General features: G+C 41.0%; 15 protein-coding genes. All 15 read right to left on the reverse strand.

Annotated elements, in window-relative coordinates; all coding sequences use genetic code 11:
* Nucleotides 1-458 precede the first annotated feature (458 nt).
* The 15 genes from Q7S57_03230 to Q7S57_03300 all read right to left on the reverse strand — a co-directional run bounded on the left by Q7S57_03230 (nt 459) and on the right by Q7S57_03300 (nt 14,565).
* Nucleotides 459-752, reverse strand: a complete 294-nt coding sequence (locus Q7S57_03230) for a hypothetical protein (protein ID MDO8512262.1) — start codon at nt 750-752, stop codon at nt 459-461.
* Entirely contained in the window at nt 749-1,018 is a 270-nt protein-coding gene (locus Q7S57_03235; protein MDO8512263.1) for a hypothetical protein, read from the reverse strand. The genes Q7S57_03230 and Q7S57_03235 overlap by 4 nt, the downstream gene beginning before the upstream one ends.
* A gap of 18 nt (nt 1,019-1,036) precedes the next feature.
* Nucleotides 1,037-1,219: a hypothetical protein gene (locus Q7S57_03240; GenBank protein ID MDO8512264.1), complete on the reverse strand. Its 183-nt coding sequence runs from the start codon at nt 1,217-1,219 to the stop codon at nt 1,037-1,039.
* Between the two features lie 484 nt (nt 1,220-1,703).
* Nucleotides 1,704-2,840, reverse strand: coding sequence for an ATP-binding protein (locus Q7S57_03245; GenBank protein ID MDO8512265.1), 1,137 nt, complete (start codon nt 2,838-2,840; stop codon nt 1,704-1,706).
* Between the two features lie 68 nt (nt 2,841-2,908).
* Nucleotides 2,909-4,294: a F0F1 ATP synthase subunit beta gene (locus Q7S57_03250; GenBank protein MDO8512266.1), complete on the reverse strand. Its 1,386-nt coding sequence runs from the start codon at nt 4,292-4,294 to the stop codon at nt 2,909-2,911.
* A 126-nt stretch (nt 4,295-4,420) separates the two neighbouring features.
* Nucleotides 4,421-4,804 (reverse strand): four helix bundle protein, encoded by a 384-nt coding sequence (locus tag Q7S57_03255; GenBank protein MDO8512267.1) that lies wholly within the window; start codon nt 4,802-4,804, stop codon nt 4,421-4,423.
* Nucleotides 4,805-4,817: 13 nt separating this feature from the next.
* On the reverse strand, nt 4,818-5,666 hold the full coding sequence (locus Q7S57_03260) for a F0F1 ATP synthase subunit gamma (protein ID MDO8512268.1): 849 nt from the start codon (nt 5,664-5,666) through the stop codon (nt 4,818-4,820).
* A gap of 14 nt (nt 5,667-5,680) precedes the next feature.
* Nucleotides 5,681-7,159 (reverse strand): hypothetical protein, encoded by a 1,479-nt coding sequence (locus Q7S57_03265; GenBank protein ID MDO8512269.1) that lies wholly within the window; start codon nt 7,157-7,159, stop codon nt 5,681-5,683.
* 15 nt (nt 7,160-7,174) lie between these two features.
* Nucleotides 7,175-7,969: a hypothetical protein gene (locus Q7S57_03270; GenBank protein ID MDO8512270.1), complete on the reverse strand. Its 795-nt coding sequence runs from the start codon at nt 7,967-7,969 to the stop codon at nt 7,175-7,177.
* A gap of 37 nt (nt 7,970-8,006) precedes the next feature.
* On the reverse strand, nt 8,007-8,294 hold the full coding sequence (locus tag Q7S57_03275; GenBank protein MDO8512271.1) for a hypothetical protein: 288 nt from the start codon (nt 8,292-8,294) through the stop codon (nt 8,007-8,009).
* A gap of 7 nt (nt 8,295-8,301) precedes the next feature.
* Entirely contained in the window at nt 8,302-8,769 is a 468-nt protein-coding gene (locus Q7S57_03280) for a F0F1 ATP synthase subunit delta (GenBank protein MDO8512272.1), read from the reverse strand.
* Nucleotides 8,770-8,803: 34 nt separating this feature from the next.
* Nucleotides 8,804-9,364, reverse strand: coding sequence for a hypothetical protein (locus Q7S57_03285; protein MDO8512273.1), 561 nt, complete (start codon nt 9,362-9,364; stop codon nt 8,804-8,806).
* A gap of 199 nt (nt 9,365-9,563) precedes the next feature.
* Complete coding sequence (locus tag Q7S57_03290; GenBank protein MDO8512274.1) at nt 9,564-11,075, reverse strand: baseplate J/gp47 family protein; 1,512 nt, start codon at nt 11,073-11,075, stop codon at nt 9,564-9,566.
* Nucleotides 11,076-11,259: 184 nt separating this feature from the next.
* Nucleotides 11,260-12,357 carry a hypothetical protein gene (locus Q7S57_03295; GenBank protein ID MDO8512275.1) on the reverse strand — a complete coding sequence of 366 codons (1,098 nt, stop codon included), beginning with the start codon at nt 12,355-12,357 and terminating at the stop codon, nt 11,260-11,262.
* 321 nt (nt 12,358-12,678) lie between these two features.
* Nucleotides 12,679-14,565 carry an alanine--tRNA ligase-related protein gene (locus Q7S57_03300; GenBank protein ID MDO8512276.1) on the reverse strand — a complete coding sequence of 629 codons (1,887 nt, stop codon included), beginning with the start codon at nt 14,563-14,565 and terminating at the stop codon, nt 12,679-12,681.
* Nucleotides 14,566-14,654: the final 89 nt, after the last annotated feature.

The following is a 14,654-nucleotide window of genomic DNA, read 5'->3' on the forward strand; positions in this document are numbered from 1 at the left end:
TGTGGATAAGTAACTTGAAATTTTGAAATCAGTTCACTTAACCCTGCTGCGTCGTTATTCAAACAAAACCTTTCTTTAACTTGAAACGATTTTGTCATTAAGACTCCGTCCACTTTTTTCTTTGCTACGTCAAAAGCCAGATAATGCATTAGTTTATCTTAAGGAATAAGAGAGAAAAGAAGAGAGAAGAAAAGAGATGGAGATACACATGCTTCGCGCCCCCTTGGAGTATATTAAATTCAGTAGCCTCGTTGGTTTTAGTGGGCAGTTCCCAAACCTCAAATAGACTGCGAATACACTCCGGAGGCGCCGAGTCTTGATAAGCGAACCGACCGGCTGACCCGGTCTTTCGATGGTCGGACAGCGGTCTCTCCGGAGTGTATTTTAAACTATTCATACTACTAACGATACGAGGTCGGACCTTTTCGCAAAGTCCGACCTTGCGTCCGACCTTACTGTTACACTTTCGCTTCCAGTTTTTCTACACGTCTCTCTAACTGTTTTTGACCAAATTTTCTTTCTTGTTCTTCTTTCTCAACTCTATTAATAAATTTCTCCGTCGTACCAATTAAGGCATCCATTTTTACCGCAAATACTTCTTGTGTCTCCTTAAGATCATTGATTTGTTCACCTAAACCATAAGCAACACCTTCAATCTTTTTATTGAGCTTATCAAAACCCTCCTTCATCTCCTTTTTTGTCGCGAGAGTATCGATTACTTTTTTGGATAATTTAGATTCCTTTTCAATCATTTTTTCAATATATCATTATGGCTCTTTTTTTCCTCTTTTCCAATCAACAAAACATCTAATTTCTTCACAATCTCTTTTTGAGCTGAAAGAATATCCGACTTAAGCTCCGATATGTCTGATCTGAAATCAAACATGTCGGATTTTGCCCTAAGCGATTCAATTCTTTGGCGAAATACCACATCACTTAGGTCATCCTTGGTCGTAAAACAACTAAGTCCCATTTTGATTTCTTCTTTGATAATTTGTCTAACTTTTTCTTCGTTCATGGTTGTATTGTATCATTATTATTTTTTCTCTTCAATTTTACCAATAAATGCAAACTTTTCCGGCGGAATACCATCACATTGACCGGCCAATATTTTTCTCACACCGGTAATCGTGTCTTCACGGTTTACATAGGTCACTTTCGAATCGCCGGCACTGGTATTTTGAAAAATATCGGCAATAGAAATTTTGTCGTATTCCATACTTTTTGAATGGGATTAATAGTGATGAATCTCATTTAAACGTGCCAGCGATCATAATAGTTTCTGCTATGCTAAGGCGACTGACGTAAATAACCTATCCATCTTATGGTAACTGCTCACTGACTATAAATACAATTGGCTTGATTAAGCCAATTTCAAATAATGACATGCTGAAAAAACCATTTTTGTATTGATAAATTTGGCTTATCATAGCCAAGTGTCATATAGTCAGTGAGCAGTTACCATCTTATGCTCACTACATCTCTGACTACAAGCACTGCTCGGTCACTAAATCTCTCACCGTACTTACAGTACGCCTCAAGATTTAGTTCGGTCGCAGTACTCGTATTCTTAAGCGTACTTAAACAGAATATGGACAGTTTATTTACGTCAGTCGCCTAAAGCAAAATTGTTTGGTACAGCAAAACCACCGATGATTAAAACGGCAAAAGCGAAAATTAAAAGTTTAGAATATAATTTCATATCAGTTATTAAATAATTTTTCTACAATATTTTCATAATTTACGCACTCAAACTTAGCACCGGAATACATGGCAACAAAAGCACTTGGCGCAAATACATCACCCTTCCATTTGCATTCAAATGCCAAAATTTTCTTTCCATTATTAAATGACTCAACAAAATCAACTTCGCCAGACTGACGATTGCGCCAAAAATTTATCTGACTTTCGTGATTTTCATACACTCGTGATTTGATTTTCTCAGAAATGAAAAAGTTTTCTAATAAAGCGCCCTTATCTGTTCTAAGCTCAACGGGATCCGTGGCCCCCAGCACTGCATTCCTTACGCCTGTGTCATAAAAATATATTTTGTGTCGTTTATTTATTTCTTTTGTTTTGTTGCCATACAAAGGATTCAAACGAAAAACAATAAAAGATTGCTCTAAAAGATTTATGTAGCTTAAAACCGTACTTTTACTTATTCCAACTTCTTTGGCCAATTCAGGATATGATATTTCACTTCCAACTCGCAATGCCAACAACTTAACCAACTTTTCAAATGCGAAAGAATTACGAATTCCCCCGAATATAAATAAGTCCTTGTATAAATAATCGCTAATTAATTCTTTAACAAGCAAAGCTTTTTCCGCTCGACTCTTAGCGCTCACAACTTGCGGGTACATGCCAAAAATCAAATAACTTTCCAACTCTTTTTTGACTTCTAATACACTCGTGGCAGAAACAACTTCTTTCACCGAAAGAGGATATAAGAAAAATTTACGGTTTCGCCCTGTAAGTGGCTCGCTTAATTTGTTGACCAATTCAAAAGAGCTAGATCCTGTGGCAATTAATTTTACTTTTGGATTATTGTCGGCAATTAATTTTAAAACACTTCCAATATCTTTGATTCTTTGGGCTTCATCTATAACCACAATATCATGACCAGAAATTATCGAAGATAGTTCCTTGCCGGACCGACCTTCAATATTTTGAGCGTCTTTTGGGTCATCGCCCTGCAAATAAAGAGGACTTTTGAATTCTCCCATAATACTTTTTGCTAAAGTAGTCTTACCAACTTGTCTGGCGCCATACAAAACAATTATCGGTTTTTTGCCGAGATTTTCTATTAACTTTTTGCCTATTGTTCTTATGTAATTCATATACTATTGTATACCATATATATACTCAAAACGCAATACATAGTTATCATTTTGAATAAACCTTTTCACTACTTTCTATCATCGATTTTGCCGATAAATGCAAACTTTTCCGGCGGAATACCATCACATTGACCGGCCAATATTTTTCTCACACCGGTAATCGTGTCTTCACGGTTTACATAGGTCACTTTCGAATCGCCGGCCGAAGTATTTTGAAAAATATCTTGGGTCATAAAGTTGCGTAAAATTTCGGCGCGCTTATACAAAATCTGATTTTCCAACGACAATTCTTGTTCACCAACCAGTGAAACGATTCTTTGCAGAGAAGTGGACTTTTCCAACAATTTTTTGGCGGTGATAAAAGCCGTATAATGGTCTTTCCCGACAGTTTTTTCAGAAAGGGCGATGGAAGATGACGCCAAGATATCCACCGCCGGAAAAATACCGTTTTGAAATATCTCACGCGATAAAACAATAATTGTATCGAGGTACGGCAAGATGCTCCGCACGCCGTAATTGGTAATTTCGTCAGAGGGCACAAAAAGCGCCATAAACGAGGTGATACTGCCGTTATGATTGGATGTAAGCCGTTGGTTGAGCGATGCCATTTCCGATGAAAGCGTTGGTTGATAACCGTCTTCCGATGGGATAGTTTTCATCAGGGTGGAAAGTTCATTACCGGCCTGTGCAAAACGATAGATATTATCCATGAAGAAGAAAACATCGCGTTTTTCGCCGTCTCTAAAATGTTCCGCGATCGCCGCGCTGGCATACGCCGTGTGCCACCGAACGGCCGGATTTTCTCCCATCTGCCCGATAATCAAACTTGTCCTCGAAAGTACGCCGGCTTCTTCAAGATGCTGATAAATATCCAGTGCCTCGCGAGAACGTTCGCCAACTGCGCTAAATACGGCCACTTTTCGTTTATCTATATCCTGCTTAATAACCAAGCGATTAATTAATTCGGTGAGAATCACGGTTTTCCCTAATCCCGCACCACCAATAATCGCTGTTTTTCCGCCTTTCAAAACGGGTGTGAAAAAGTCGATTACTTTCATGCCGGTTTCGATTACCTCACCTGTCGTAACAATATCGTTAATCGAAAAATTAGTGGGGGAAATTACCGGGCGTGTTTGCGCCCGAGAAATCGGTTTGTCGGCAAAATCCAAAGGTTGACCAAACAAGGTAAAAGCGCGACCCAAAACTGCTTCCCCGACGGGAATGGAAAACGGTTGCTGTGTATCAATTACTTTCATCCCACGCGTTAAAGTGCCGATCGGTTTTAACATCGAACAAAAAACGGAAGTTTCACTTGCTGAAGAAAGCACGGTTAACTCTAGTGTGGAATCGTCGACACCACGAAGAATATGCGAAATTCGAGGAGCCCGTTCGGCCCATTCCACTTCAATGATTGAACCCTTGATTCCGATGATTGTACCACCAGTTTCGGACATATTTTTATTATAGCATGAATATTTATATTTTTTATTTATTTTGAAAAATCTAGAAAAAATAACTCTTTTAAATCCCAAACTCCAAACCCCAATGTCCAACAAAATCCTAATTATTTAAACCCCAAATTACCCTTTACATTTTCTTATTATTGTTGCCAGGATTAGGTTCAGTTCTTGCGCCTCTTTCCATAATTCCCGCCCTTCTTCTTTAGAAGCTGGATTACTATAGACAATTAACTCTAACCAATACTTTGTTTCTTTTGTTTCTTTCTTTGCGATACATGCTTTGTTGATAAAATCTTTCTTAGAACTCGCTTCATCCGCCTCACAGTAGTTTGCGCCAATACTCGTAGCGGATCTTACTAACTGGTTTATTAACGGTTTTGTTATCGAATTTTCCGGTATCTTTTTTACGAAATCTATAACTTTTTTGCTAAATTTTGTTGTTCTCTCCGCCAAATCGTATTTTTTGGGTTTTAGAGAATTAGGGTTTTGTTGGTCATTGGTCATTGGGGTTTGGAATTTAGTGTTCCCACAACTCTCTTCCCGCCATCGTCTGCCTTTGTTTTTTGGACATTTCTGCATGACGCTCCACGCTTTCCAGTCTCGTCAACAATGCTGTTTGCTTTTCGATGCGCTGACTCGTCTCCTCCATTGCCTTTACCCTGGAGCCCCAAGTAGCCAATTGTCCTTCGTGCACCGATTGGGAAATTAAAGATGCCAAAATTTCCGTGTCAAAAAACCGGCTCACCTCTTCTAGCGTCGGTTCAAAAATAAAAGGTACGACGCCTTTGTTTTTTTCCGTGTCTTGATGCTCCGCCGTCACACCCAACCGTTCTTGAATGGCTTCCTGACGCAACAAACTGGCCATTTTGCCATAAAATACGTGAACATCGGTATATTTATCTACATGGGAAAATATTTTTGTTAAAAGCGAATTATCCAGTATCCGATCGGGAAAACCAAAGTACGTAAATTTTTTCTGCGGATTGGCTGTCACAAAAAGTTGGGCCCCAATTTTGCCTACGATTAAAACATCGCAATCGTTTTGTTTAGTATGGATATAAAAATTACGATAAATTTCGTTAATCAGCGACCCCGATAATCGATTGTCGGCGGATATCAATACCGCTAACGGTTTCTTGTTTTTCGCGACTGTCTTTTTAATGTTTTTTTTCAAAAAGAACGCGCGTCGGTAAGATAAACGCACATCCGCCATTACTTTTTTCATTTCCGCCACAAATAGGCGCGTATTAAGCACCGAGGAGCGCGTTCGTTGAATACGCATCACAGCGATTTCCTCGTACGCGGTAACCAAATTACTTAAATTCGCGACAAAATCTATTTCTTCCAATAGTGAACGATTAGGCATCGCGTAACCCCAAATTAAGCCTTACCGCTTAACGCGAAAAGGACGTCCTTTTGTCCGGCCAAAGCTTTCTCGAATTCTTTGAAATCCGTAATCATCGCGATTTTTCTGAACGTTTGCCGATAATTTTCTTTTTCATAATAAAGCGCGGAATAGCGATCACGGAAGGCACCGACGATATTTTCAGGCAGAACGTCTTTCATCCAACCGGCCAGAAGCATTCCCGAAATGACAATTTGAACGGAATAAGGCACACGAGTATTGGTGGATTGCGAAAACAACGCGAAAAATTGCTCCCCTTGACGCATTGTTTCTTGCGCCATTTCTCCCAGTTCAGCGCCAAAATTTGTGTAACGAGAAGTAATCGCGTATTGCGTGAGAATGGCAATAATCCTACGACGCACATCTCGTTGCGTTTCCGTCTGCACTTTTCCACCAACACGCGAAACAGATAGAGAATAGTCGATGGCCGGTCGTCGCCCGGAATTAAAAATCCGCGAATCAAAAAGTATATGACCATCCGTCATACTGATTAAATTACTGATAATCGTGCTGGTAACGCGATTGTCCACCGTTTCCGCCGCCGCCAAACAAGTAATCGAAGCTGTTTTCCCGTCCTTTGTTTTAAAATTACCGGCACGTTCCAAAAGTCGCGCGTGCGTGTAGAACATATCGCCAGGATAAGACTCGTTGCCGGGAAAACGCTTGGCCAACAATGAAAATTCACGATAAAAATGCGCGTGCGTAGAAAGATCGTCCAAAATAACCAAAACATCCCGCCCCTGATCGCGAAAATATTCGGCAATGGTCATGGCCGTAAAAGGCGCGAGATAAATAAGTCCCGGCGCCTCGTGCGACGCACTGACGACAAATACCAGATTTTCTTTTTTTACTTGCGTCGCAAAAAAATCGGTCATCTGTCGCAAATCAGCCCACCGTTTGCCAACCGCCGCGAAAACAACAATGGTATTTTGTTCCGTCTGCGCTTTGACAAGTTGCAATAAAAGCGATGTCTTGCCGGTTTTACGGTCACCAATCACCACCGAGCGCTGACCGAACGTTAGCGGTAAAAGCAAATCGACAATCGCGATATTGGAAATTAATTGCTTGGTTATTTTGCTTCTCTCGATAATTGTAGGCGGTAATTGTTCTATTTCTCGCGTCTCTTCGTGCTTTATCGTGTGAGCGGAATCCAGCAACTCACCCAACGCGTTAACACTTGACCCCAACAAAGCCGAGCCAACCGCGACAGAAATTTTTTCGCCGGTTCGCGCCACTTTACAACGAATCGGCACCGGCTCTTGGTCTAAAAGAAGAATTTCCACCTTATTGCGTTCTAATCCCATCACAAACCCGGTTTGTTCTGTATCAAAAATAACCTTTTCATTAATTTGCGCGTGTGGCAACCCTTCCACAATCACTAGGGGGTGATGCACCTCTACGGCAACGCCGTATTCCGAATTTTTTTCGATGTATTTTTGAAAATTTTGTAACATATTAATTACCAAGCCCTAAGCGGCAATAATAATAAACGCTATAATCGCCCCCGCGCCAATAATCAAAATAGTCATACCCACGTTAAAAATTACAGCCATCAAAATATATCGACGCGCAAGTGGGTTTCTGCCTATGGCCGTAATACCATTATTAGCCATTTTTCCAAAAGTGATGAAACCCAAAACCAAAGAAAATATCAAACAAATCGCCGCCACGAAATACCGAAAGAATTTACTCGGTTCGCGCAAGGAGGCCAGCGACATTGCGTTCGCCACCGAAACAAGCGTCGCGTTAACTTGCCCGCCAAACGAAAGCAATCTTTTATCGATTGTCTGTGGACGAATGTTCGCGCGAATTAGACCGACATCATCGGGATTCTTGGGAAAATAATTTTCCAACGCCATCGCGATTACGGCACCGCTGTCAATTTTCATCCCAACTCCCTTAATCGTCGAGCCGGTAATATAATCACCCTTAGCGATAGCACCCCCCTGACCATTTACCATCACCATTCCTTCACCACTACTGATTACAGGGACGGCGTTGGTTGCGCCACTTAGATTAAACGCGGCGGCCGGATTTTCGGCCACAACGCCAAACAACCCTATCGCATTTTCCTTTGTCGAAAAATAGTATTTTTCGTTAATAAAAGAGACGATCATTCCATTTTTATCTCCTTGTTCTTCGAGGGGCACATAGTTAGCAATACTATTGCCACCATACTGCGCGAAAAGTACGGCCGGGACAAAACATATCGCTCCAATAATAATAATTTTTATTAAATTGAACAGCGTCCGCGCATGATTCATTGGATTATTATAGCACAAACCGGATCGATCTTTGTTCTTATACCGACCCTACAAGAATACGAACATTATTGTTCTGACAGTGCAAAACAGCCTTTTTGATTGGAATCTCTATTTTCACCTTGTCGTGTTCCGTCCTGCTTATTTCTAAAGTATCGTCTATCAGCGCGATAAACCCTGCGTGCCCGGGCACAATAGAAAAAGGCCCCAATTTATTACTGGACGCGACAGACCAGGCCTGATCGTCAAACATCACCTGTGTTGCCGATAAAACCTTTACGGTAAGAAAGTTTTGCAAATTTTGCTCCGACTTGTTTTTTCGCGCCATTTTATTATTACGAAGTCTCAACCTCAACCGCAATCTTTTTTTTCAACGAATAATCATAGATTTTTCCACCCAGTGCAATCAGTGCCCCACCCCCCACCGAATCATCCACTTTTATCTCTAAAATTACCTTCAAAATATTTTGAGATTTAAACCAATTCACCACTCGTTCATGTGCCGCCTTAGACATTTGCCTGGCAACTGTTATCTCACAACGCTCATAGCCCTCCAGATATTTAATCACCAAATCAATTTCTTTTTGGAAATCATCATGCTGGTTAACAAAAAAATCATACCAATTTTCGAACTCGTTTTGCGGAATATGCTTCATCAAGAGATCGTTGGCTTGCGCGGACGAAAATTCGAGTTTTCCCTTTTTTGTCTGATGAAAAATTTCATCTTTTATATCATTTAGACGCGTCCGCCAATCGCGTGCTTCGGCATAAGTCATTACTCCGGGAAAAATACTTTTTTTCATCTTGTTTGAGTTGTATTACTGGGCATCCCAGTACCTATTTTGCCACATTCCAAACACCAACATTCTTTGCCTCCTGCAGAGCACTCATTAATAAATCTTCATGATCTTTCAGATCGATTGAGCGTCCGGCCGCTTTAGCCACAATTTCCGGTAATCTTCCGGAGATATTTTTGGCCAACATCGTAAAATATTCTTTTTCCAATTTTTCAGTGCTTTTCTTTATTTCTTCCTTGACGTTTTCTTGTTCTTTTACCGTCTCTCTTTGAATGACTATCAATTGCTTGCTAAGTGTATCGGCAAGCTGATCCAAATTCGCCTTCACCCGATCCTCGACACGCGTCGCGCTCTTTTCCGCCAAATCAACGTAATATTTCTCCGCCTTTTCCATAAAACTATCGCTCTTCTTAGAAATTTCTAACATTTTATTCTTCAAAACGACATTAAACTCTTCCTCGACACGTCCCCGAAAAAGTTCCGCTTCTTTGATTATCGATGCGGATTTATCCACCGCGTCTCCAATTAGACGCTTAGCGTGTCTTTGTGCAACCTCCAACTCAATCGCGTCCTTATCTTCTTGGGAATATTTATTGAACATCGTTGTTTTGTTAATCTTATGATCATAATAATAGCATAAATTTATTCACTTGCCTCTTTTTGCACATTTTAAACTATAAATCCCAATGACCAAATCCCAAATCCCAACAAATTCCCAATTATCAAAATCCTAAAATCGCGTTTTGGTCATTGTAATTTTTTTGAGTTTTGTTGGACATTGGGGTTTGGGTTTTGGGATTTTAGGGGACCTCTATCTCAATCCGAATGTTTTTCTTGAATCCCGGGACCCGCTTCACCCAAAACGGGCTTAGTTTTACCGACACATCTTTTACCCCCGCGATACCGCGCAAATAGGTTTGCGCGCCGTCTAATGTCCGCGCCACTAAATCTTTTTTAATAATGCCTAAATCAAAATTGTTTTGTACGGAATTTTGGACGGAATAGTTAAAACTAACGGTATTTTCCTTCCAATCGATTTTGTTGATTGTCAGATCTAAAACATCCAGTTTTTTGCTTAATACCTTACCTTCAGTCACACGTTTACCCACAGTTCTATTAACCAATTCCGTCACGTCATTCTGTTTAAACACAAAATACTTTGATTTAGCTTTGCCCTTAAGATGGAATTCGGCAATTTGCGCGCCAATAGATTCAACCGCCGAGAGATCGGATAAATCAAATTGTAAAAACCGATCATCGCGCACCACATCGGACGCAAGCGAATCTTCCAATGTCTTTTTAAGCTTATCTTGTTTTTCCGCCAAAAATTGTTTCTTGGCATTTTCGAAATCATTTTTACTCAACGCGGGAACGGTTTTGTCTGTTCCGCCCATCAGCGGTGCAACCACTTCGGCATACAAAATAGCTTGATCCGTATCCGGCAACGCGACAAAATACAATTTACCGCTCTGTAAATTACCGACTATGCCACCTTGGTCAGCTGTGATTTTTACCGAAACTGAACTATGTGACGCGACTACTGCCGACTCATCCATTGTAAACACTATGTTCTCTGCACCCTTAAGTCGACTCTTTCCTTTAATTTTTTGTTCTGTAACAGTTCTATTGACAATCGTAACTTGTCCGTGCGCTTTTTCTCCTTGTTGCAAGACACCTTTTACAGGAAAAGTCCCGCTAACCACCTCTTCATAATTCAATACTTGTGCCGGAACAATCCCTTTTTCCGCATCAACATTTAATGCCGAAACAGTGGCAGTAAGCGCCAAATTCATACTAATTGGTTCAATTTCAGGAATTATTTTTATATCCGCGCGCGGCAAAATAAAAAATATCCCGCCCGCCAAGAGAATGCCCGCGAAAAAAGAAAAGAAAACCGCGATTCTTTTCCCTGAGTCCCCTAGTTTTATTTTCGGCAAATCACGAAAAACCGGACGCGTTTCTTTAACCTGTTTTACAACCGCGACAGGCACAACCCTTGCGACACCTTCTCTCTCGTGATCATTTTTCAACACTTTCAACGCCGGTTTTTTATTTTCTTCGATACGTTCACTGTGACGTATATTTTGTTTTTCCGAAAAAGAAAAGGCGACTTTCTTTTCAAATTCACCCGCCGCCGACACCAAAGTGCGACGCAATGAACCGTCTTTTAACAAAAGATTATTTTCCGTAATATCCAACAACAATTCTGTTCCTTGTGCCTCTCTGATTCTTTCCAAAAGAGACGCCAAAGTATCGTCCGCTGTCACGCGATATTCGGAACGAGTTGATTTTTCTTCTTCAGAATCAGACATACTTTATATTAATAATCCACCCTCGCCCCGCTCTTCAGAGCGAGGCTCGCCCAGATGGGCGGCCTCCTTTATCAAAAGGAGGGAAACGCCGGCGATTCCTCCCTTTATCAAAGTGGCGCGGCGGGTTCCCCGAGAACACTCAATGAGTGTTCGAGAGGGTGCCAGCGCGGGAGGGATTACCCCATTAAACCGCATGTTGCAAGGCCCTTACCGAAGTTACTGTTTTTTGACTCATATTTTCGCGCGTAATTTGTTTCAGTGCCACTCGCAAAGACGACCGCATACCCAATAAATCATCGTCTTGCATGAGTGCCGTCACTTTTACCGGAAGATGCGACCAGCGCATCAATAATTGCGGACGACAATAAAGCTGTGCGATCATCTTGGGAAAAAGTCCTGTAACTAGTAATTTCTGTGGTCGTTCCGAAAGTGGAATATTATCCATCCCCACGGAAAACATGCCCGCCCAGAGCGGCAATAATTGACGCATCAAACGTAATGTCACTTTTTGATTATCTTCCGACAATTTACCTTCGAGACAATTTCTCATTAACACTTCCGCTTCGCTACCCGAACAATCCAAACTTTTCCCTAAATGATCACGTATTACTCCCACCCCGCAATTTAGCGCCCGCAGATATTTCAACTGATTATTTTGCCGAACGGCGATTGTGGATAAATCATCTTCCGTGTGTAAAATTGCTTCCGGTTCCGCGTTGCAACCCACCTCTTGACTCAAAACCACCGGCATAACGAATTGATTATGTCCCAATTCTATTCTTTCACCTTCGTTTTTTGAAAATCGCGGAACGCACGTATGAAACAAAGTGGCTTCAACTTCTTCGGTAGTTTCCCGCCATTTTTCAACGGTCACGGCAAAATTACCAATTTCTTCAAGCGAACAACCAAAATAATGCGCGGCCTCTTCCCGCACCAAATCCGCCGTCTTCCATTTTATGCGATGCATCGCCTCACGCGTATCCAAAATCACGGGGTGACCGGCCTCATATCTCGGCAAATCAACCGATACTGAAGCACCCAACAATAACGGTGACGGTTTAGTATAATAAATTATATCACTTTCTTGACAATTTAATTTTTCCTGTAGCAATTGTTCCAAGCGGTCGCTATTTTCCACGGAAAAAGTAGCCTCACCTTGTATTCTAATGGCGCGCGCTTCTTTGTCGCGAAATCCCCTTATGACATAAAAACTGTCACCACGCACAGCAATCACTACAGTGCTAGCATTTTTTTGTGTATCTTCTTTCCTCCAGAAAGCCATAATTTGTATACATTGTAGCACAAAAGAATACACAAGAATAATTATTCTATTGAGACCTTTCGCCACTTATCAACACCCAAAATTTTTAATTTGAAATTTGAAATTTTTAATCAATTTGAAATAAATTAATATCTTAATTTGAAAAACGCATTTTTTATTTATTTCAAATTTGTATCTTTTCCTGCCCCGCGTAGCTTTACCACGCCACGCCATAGCTTCATGCGGAGGGTGGGCGAAGTGGGGAAATTGATTTCAAATTAAAAATTTCAAATTTCAAATTGGGAGCTCAAATTTGGAAATATTCATACAACAAAAACAGCTCTACAGCCCCACCGTCGCCTTGATTCTCCTTATCCCCGCTGAAACCGCTTCTTCTTTTATGATTTTAAAACTTATCAATTCGCTCGTATTTTCGACATGCGGGCCACCGCAAATTTCTTTGGAAAAATCACCCATTGAGTAAACACTTACTTGGTCGCCGTATTTTTCCGTAAAAAATCCTAACGCACCCGATTCTTTTGCTCTGTCCGGCGTCATAATTTCTTTTGTCACCGGCAACGCCCGTTTAATTTGTTCATTCACCATATCTTCTACTTGTTTAACCTGTTCAGGTGTCATTTTTGTCGGATGTGAAAAATCAAACCGTAAACGTTCCGCTGTAATATTTGATCCCTTTTGCCCAACATGTTCACCTAAAACCTTCCGCAAAGACGCGTGTAAAAGATGTGTTGCAGTGTGCAGTTTGGTAGTTTGCACGGATTGATCTGCTAATCCCCCGGCAAATTTTTTATCGGTGCCCAAGCGTGACAAATCCTGATGTTTCTCAAATTCTTTTTTAAATTCCTCTTCTGAAAAAACAATAATATTTTCCTGACACAATTCACGCATCACCTCAATGGGAAAACCAAACGATTGATAAAAATAAAACGCCTCTTCGCCATTCAAACTTTTTTTATTCTCCTCAATAACCCGTTTACTAAATTCCCTTAGTCCGCTTTTCAGGGTCTTGCGGAATTTTTCCTCTTCTTCCTGAATCGCTTGCGAAATTTGTCCCAATTGTTCAGTGAGTATGGGCCGGATATTGGAATAACAGTCGACAACAACTTTCGCCGTCTTGGAAAGAATTCCCTCTTGAATACCAAGTAAATCGGCGTGCCGAACCATACGGCGAATCAATCGGCGTAAAACATAACCACGATCGGTATTCGAAGGCAAAATTCCATTACTCAACAAAAACACTACGGCCCGCATGTGGTCAGCAATCACCCGAAATGATTTTTTTGCTTCGATACTATCAACGTATTTTTTGTCACTTTTATTCTCTAGGATTTCTATTATCGCCCATAAATTATCAACGCTCACAAAAACATCCGGATTATCATTTATGGCCGCTAAAATTCTTTCGATACTGCCACCAAAATCGACATTCTGTTGGACCAATCTTAAAAAGCTTCCGTCTACTTCTTTTTTGTACTGCATAAAGACTGAGTTCCCGATTTCCATATATCGCCCGCAATCACAGTTGGGATGACAAAACTTGCCATATTTAGGATCGTGTTCAATTTCAGGAAATTCAAAAAATATCTCAGAATCCGGTCCACCGGGTTCACCGGGAGGCATTGCGTCCGGCACTCCAGACCTGCTCCACCAATTCTTTTTCACACCGTAGTAAAAAATTCGACCACCTTGCATACCCACTTCGGCTGCGCGTTCTTCTGTATCCAAATCAACCTGTTTGGCTTCAATTCCTTTTTCCGCAAAAAGTTTTTGCCACAAACCGGTTGCAATTTCATCTTTAGGGATTCCCTTACTACTATCGCCAAAAAAGGTCGTGACATAAATTCGTTTTGGATCCAATTGCACTTCTTCGGTCAAAAATTTGAACAACCAAGAAATTTGTTCTTCTTTAAAGTAATCTCCAAACGACCAATTTCCCAACATTTCAAAAAAGGTGGTGTGACGATTATCGCCCACTTCTTCGATATCAGTGACGCGAAAACATTGTTGCGAATCAACCAACTTTGTTCCGGCTGGGTGTTTTTCGCCCAAGAGATAGGGAACCAGCGGTTGCATGCCCGACCCCGTAAAAAGGGTCGATGGGTCGTTTTCGGGAATCAAAGCGGAAGAGGGAATCACTGCATGTCCTTTTGCTTGATAAAACTCCAGATATTTTTTTCTTAATTCATTGCTTGAAAAGTTTTTACTCATAACTTGATCATTAGACCAGGGTCCGACCATGGACTGGCCTGTCCAGGGTCGGACCCTGGTTGGCCAATTATATAAATATTAATTATTCC

This window comes from bacterium, from assembly GCA_030647555.1.
Classification (GTDB): Bacteria; Patescibacteriota; Andersenbacteria; order UBA10190; family CAIZMI01; genus CAIZMI01.

Coding starts and splice junctions, on each gene's coding strand:
- Q7S57_03255 (MDO8512267.1), bottom strand. CDS start 4,804: ATGACCAATGACCAACAAAACCCTAATTCTCTAAAACCCAAAAAATAC.
- Q7S57_03260 (MDO8512268.1), bottom strand. CDS start 5,666: ATGCCTAATCGTTCACTATTGGAAGAAATAGATTTTGTCGCGAATTTA.
- Q7S57_03275 (MDO8512271.1), bottom strand. CDS start 8,294: ATGGCGCGAAAAAACAAGTCGGAGCAAAATTTGCAAAACTTTCTTACC.
- Q7S57_03290 (MDO8512274.1), bottom strand. CDS start 11,075: ATGTCTGATTCTGAAGAAGAAAAATCAACTCGTTCCGAATATCGCGTG.
- Q7S57_03295 (MDO8512275.1), bottom strand. CDS start 12,357: ATGGCTTTCTGGAGGAAAGAAGATACACAAAAAAATGCTAGCACTGTA.
- Q7S57_03300 (MDO8512276.1), bottom strand. CDS start 14,565: ATGAGTAAAAACTTTTCAAGCAATGAATTAAGAAAAAAATATCTGGAG.
- Q7S57_03265 (MDO8512269.1), bottom strand. CDS start 7,159: ATGTTACAAAATTTTCAAAAATACATCGAAAAAAATTCGGAATACGGC.
- Q7S57_03270 (MDO8512270.1), bottom strand. CDS start 7,969: ATGAATCATGCGCGGACGCTGTTCAATTTAATAAAAATTATTATTATT.
- Q7S57_03240 (MDO8512264.1), bottom strand. CDS start 1,219: ATGGAATACGACAAAATTTCTATTGCCGATATTTTTCAAAATACCAGT.
- Q7S57_03280 (MDO8512272.1), bottom strand. CDS start 8,769: ATGAAAAAAAGTATTTTTCCCGGAGTAATGACTTATGCCGAAGCACGC.
- Q7S57_03245 (MDO8512265.1), bottom strand. CDS start 2,840: ATGAATTACATAAGAACAATAGGCAAAAAGTTAATAGAAAATCTCGGC.
- Q7S57_03235 (MDO8512263.1), bottom strand. CDS start 1,018: ATGAACGAAGAAAAAGTTAGACAAATTATCAAAGAAGAAATCAAAATG.
- Q7S57_03230 (MDO8512262.1), bottom strand. CDS start 752: ATGATTGAAAAGGAATCTAAATTATCCAAAAAAGTAATCGATACTCTC.
- Q7S57_03285 (MDO8512273.1), bottom strand. CDS start 9,364: ATGTTCAATAAATATTCCCAAGAAGATAAGGACGCGATTGAGTTGGAG.
- Q7S57_03250 (MDO8512266.1), bottom strand. CDS start 4,294: ATGTCCGAAACTGGTGGTACAATCATCGGAATCAAGGGTTCAATCATT.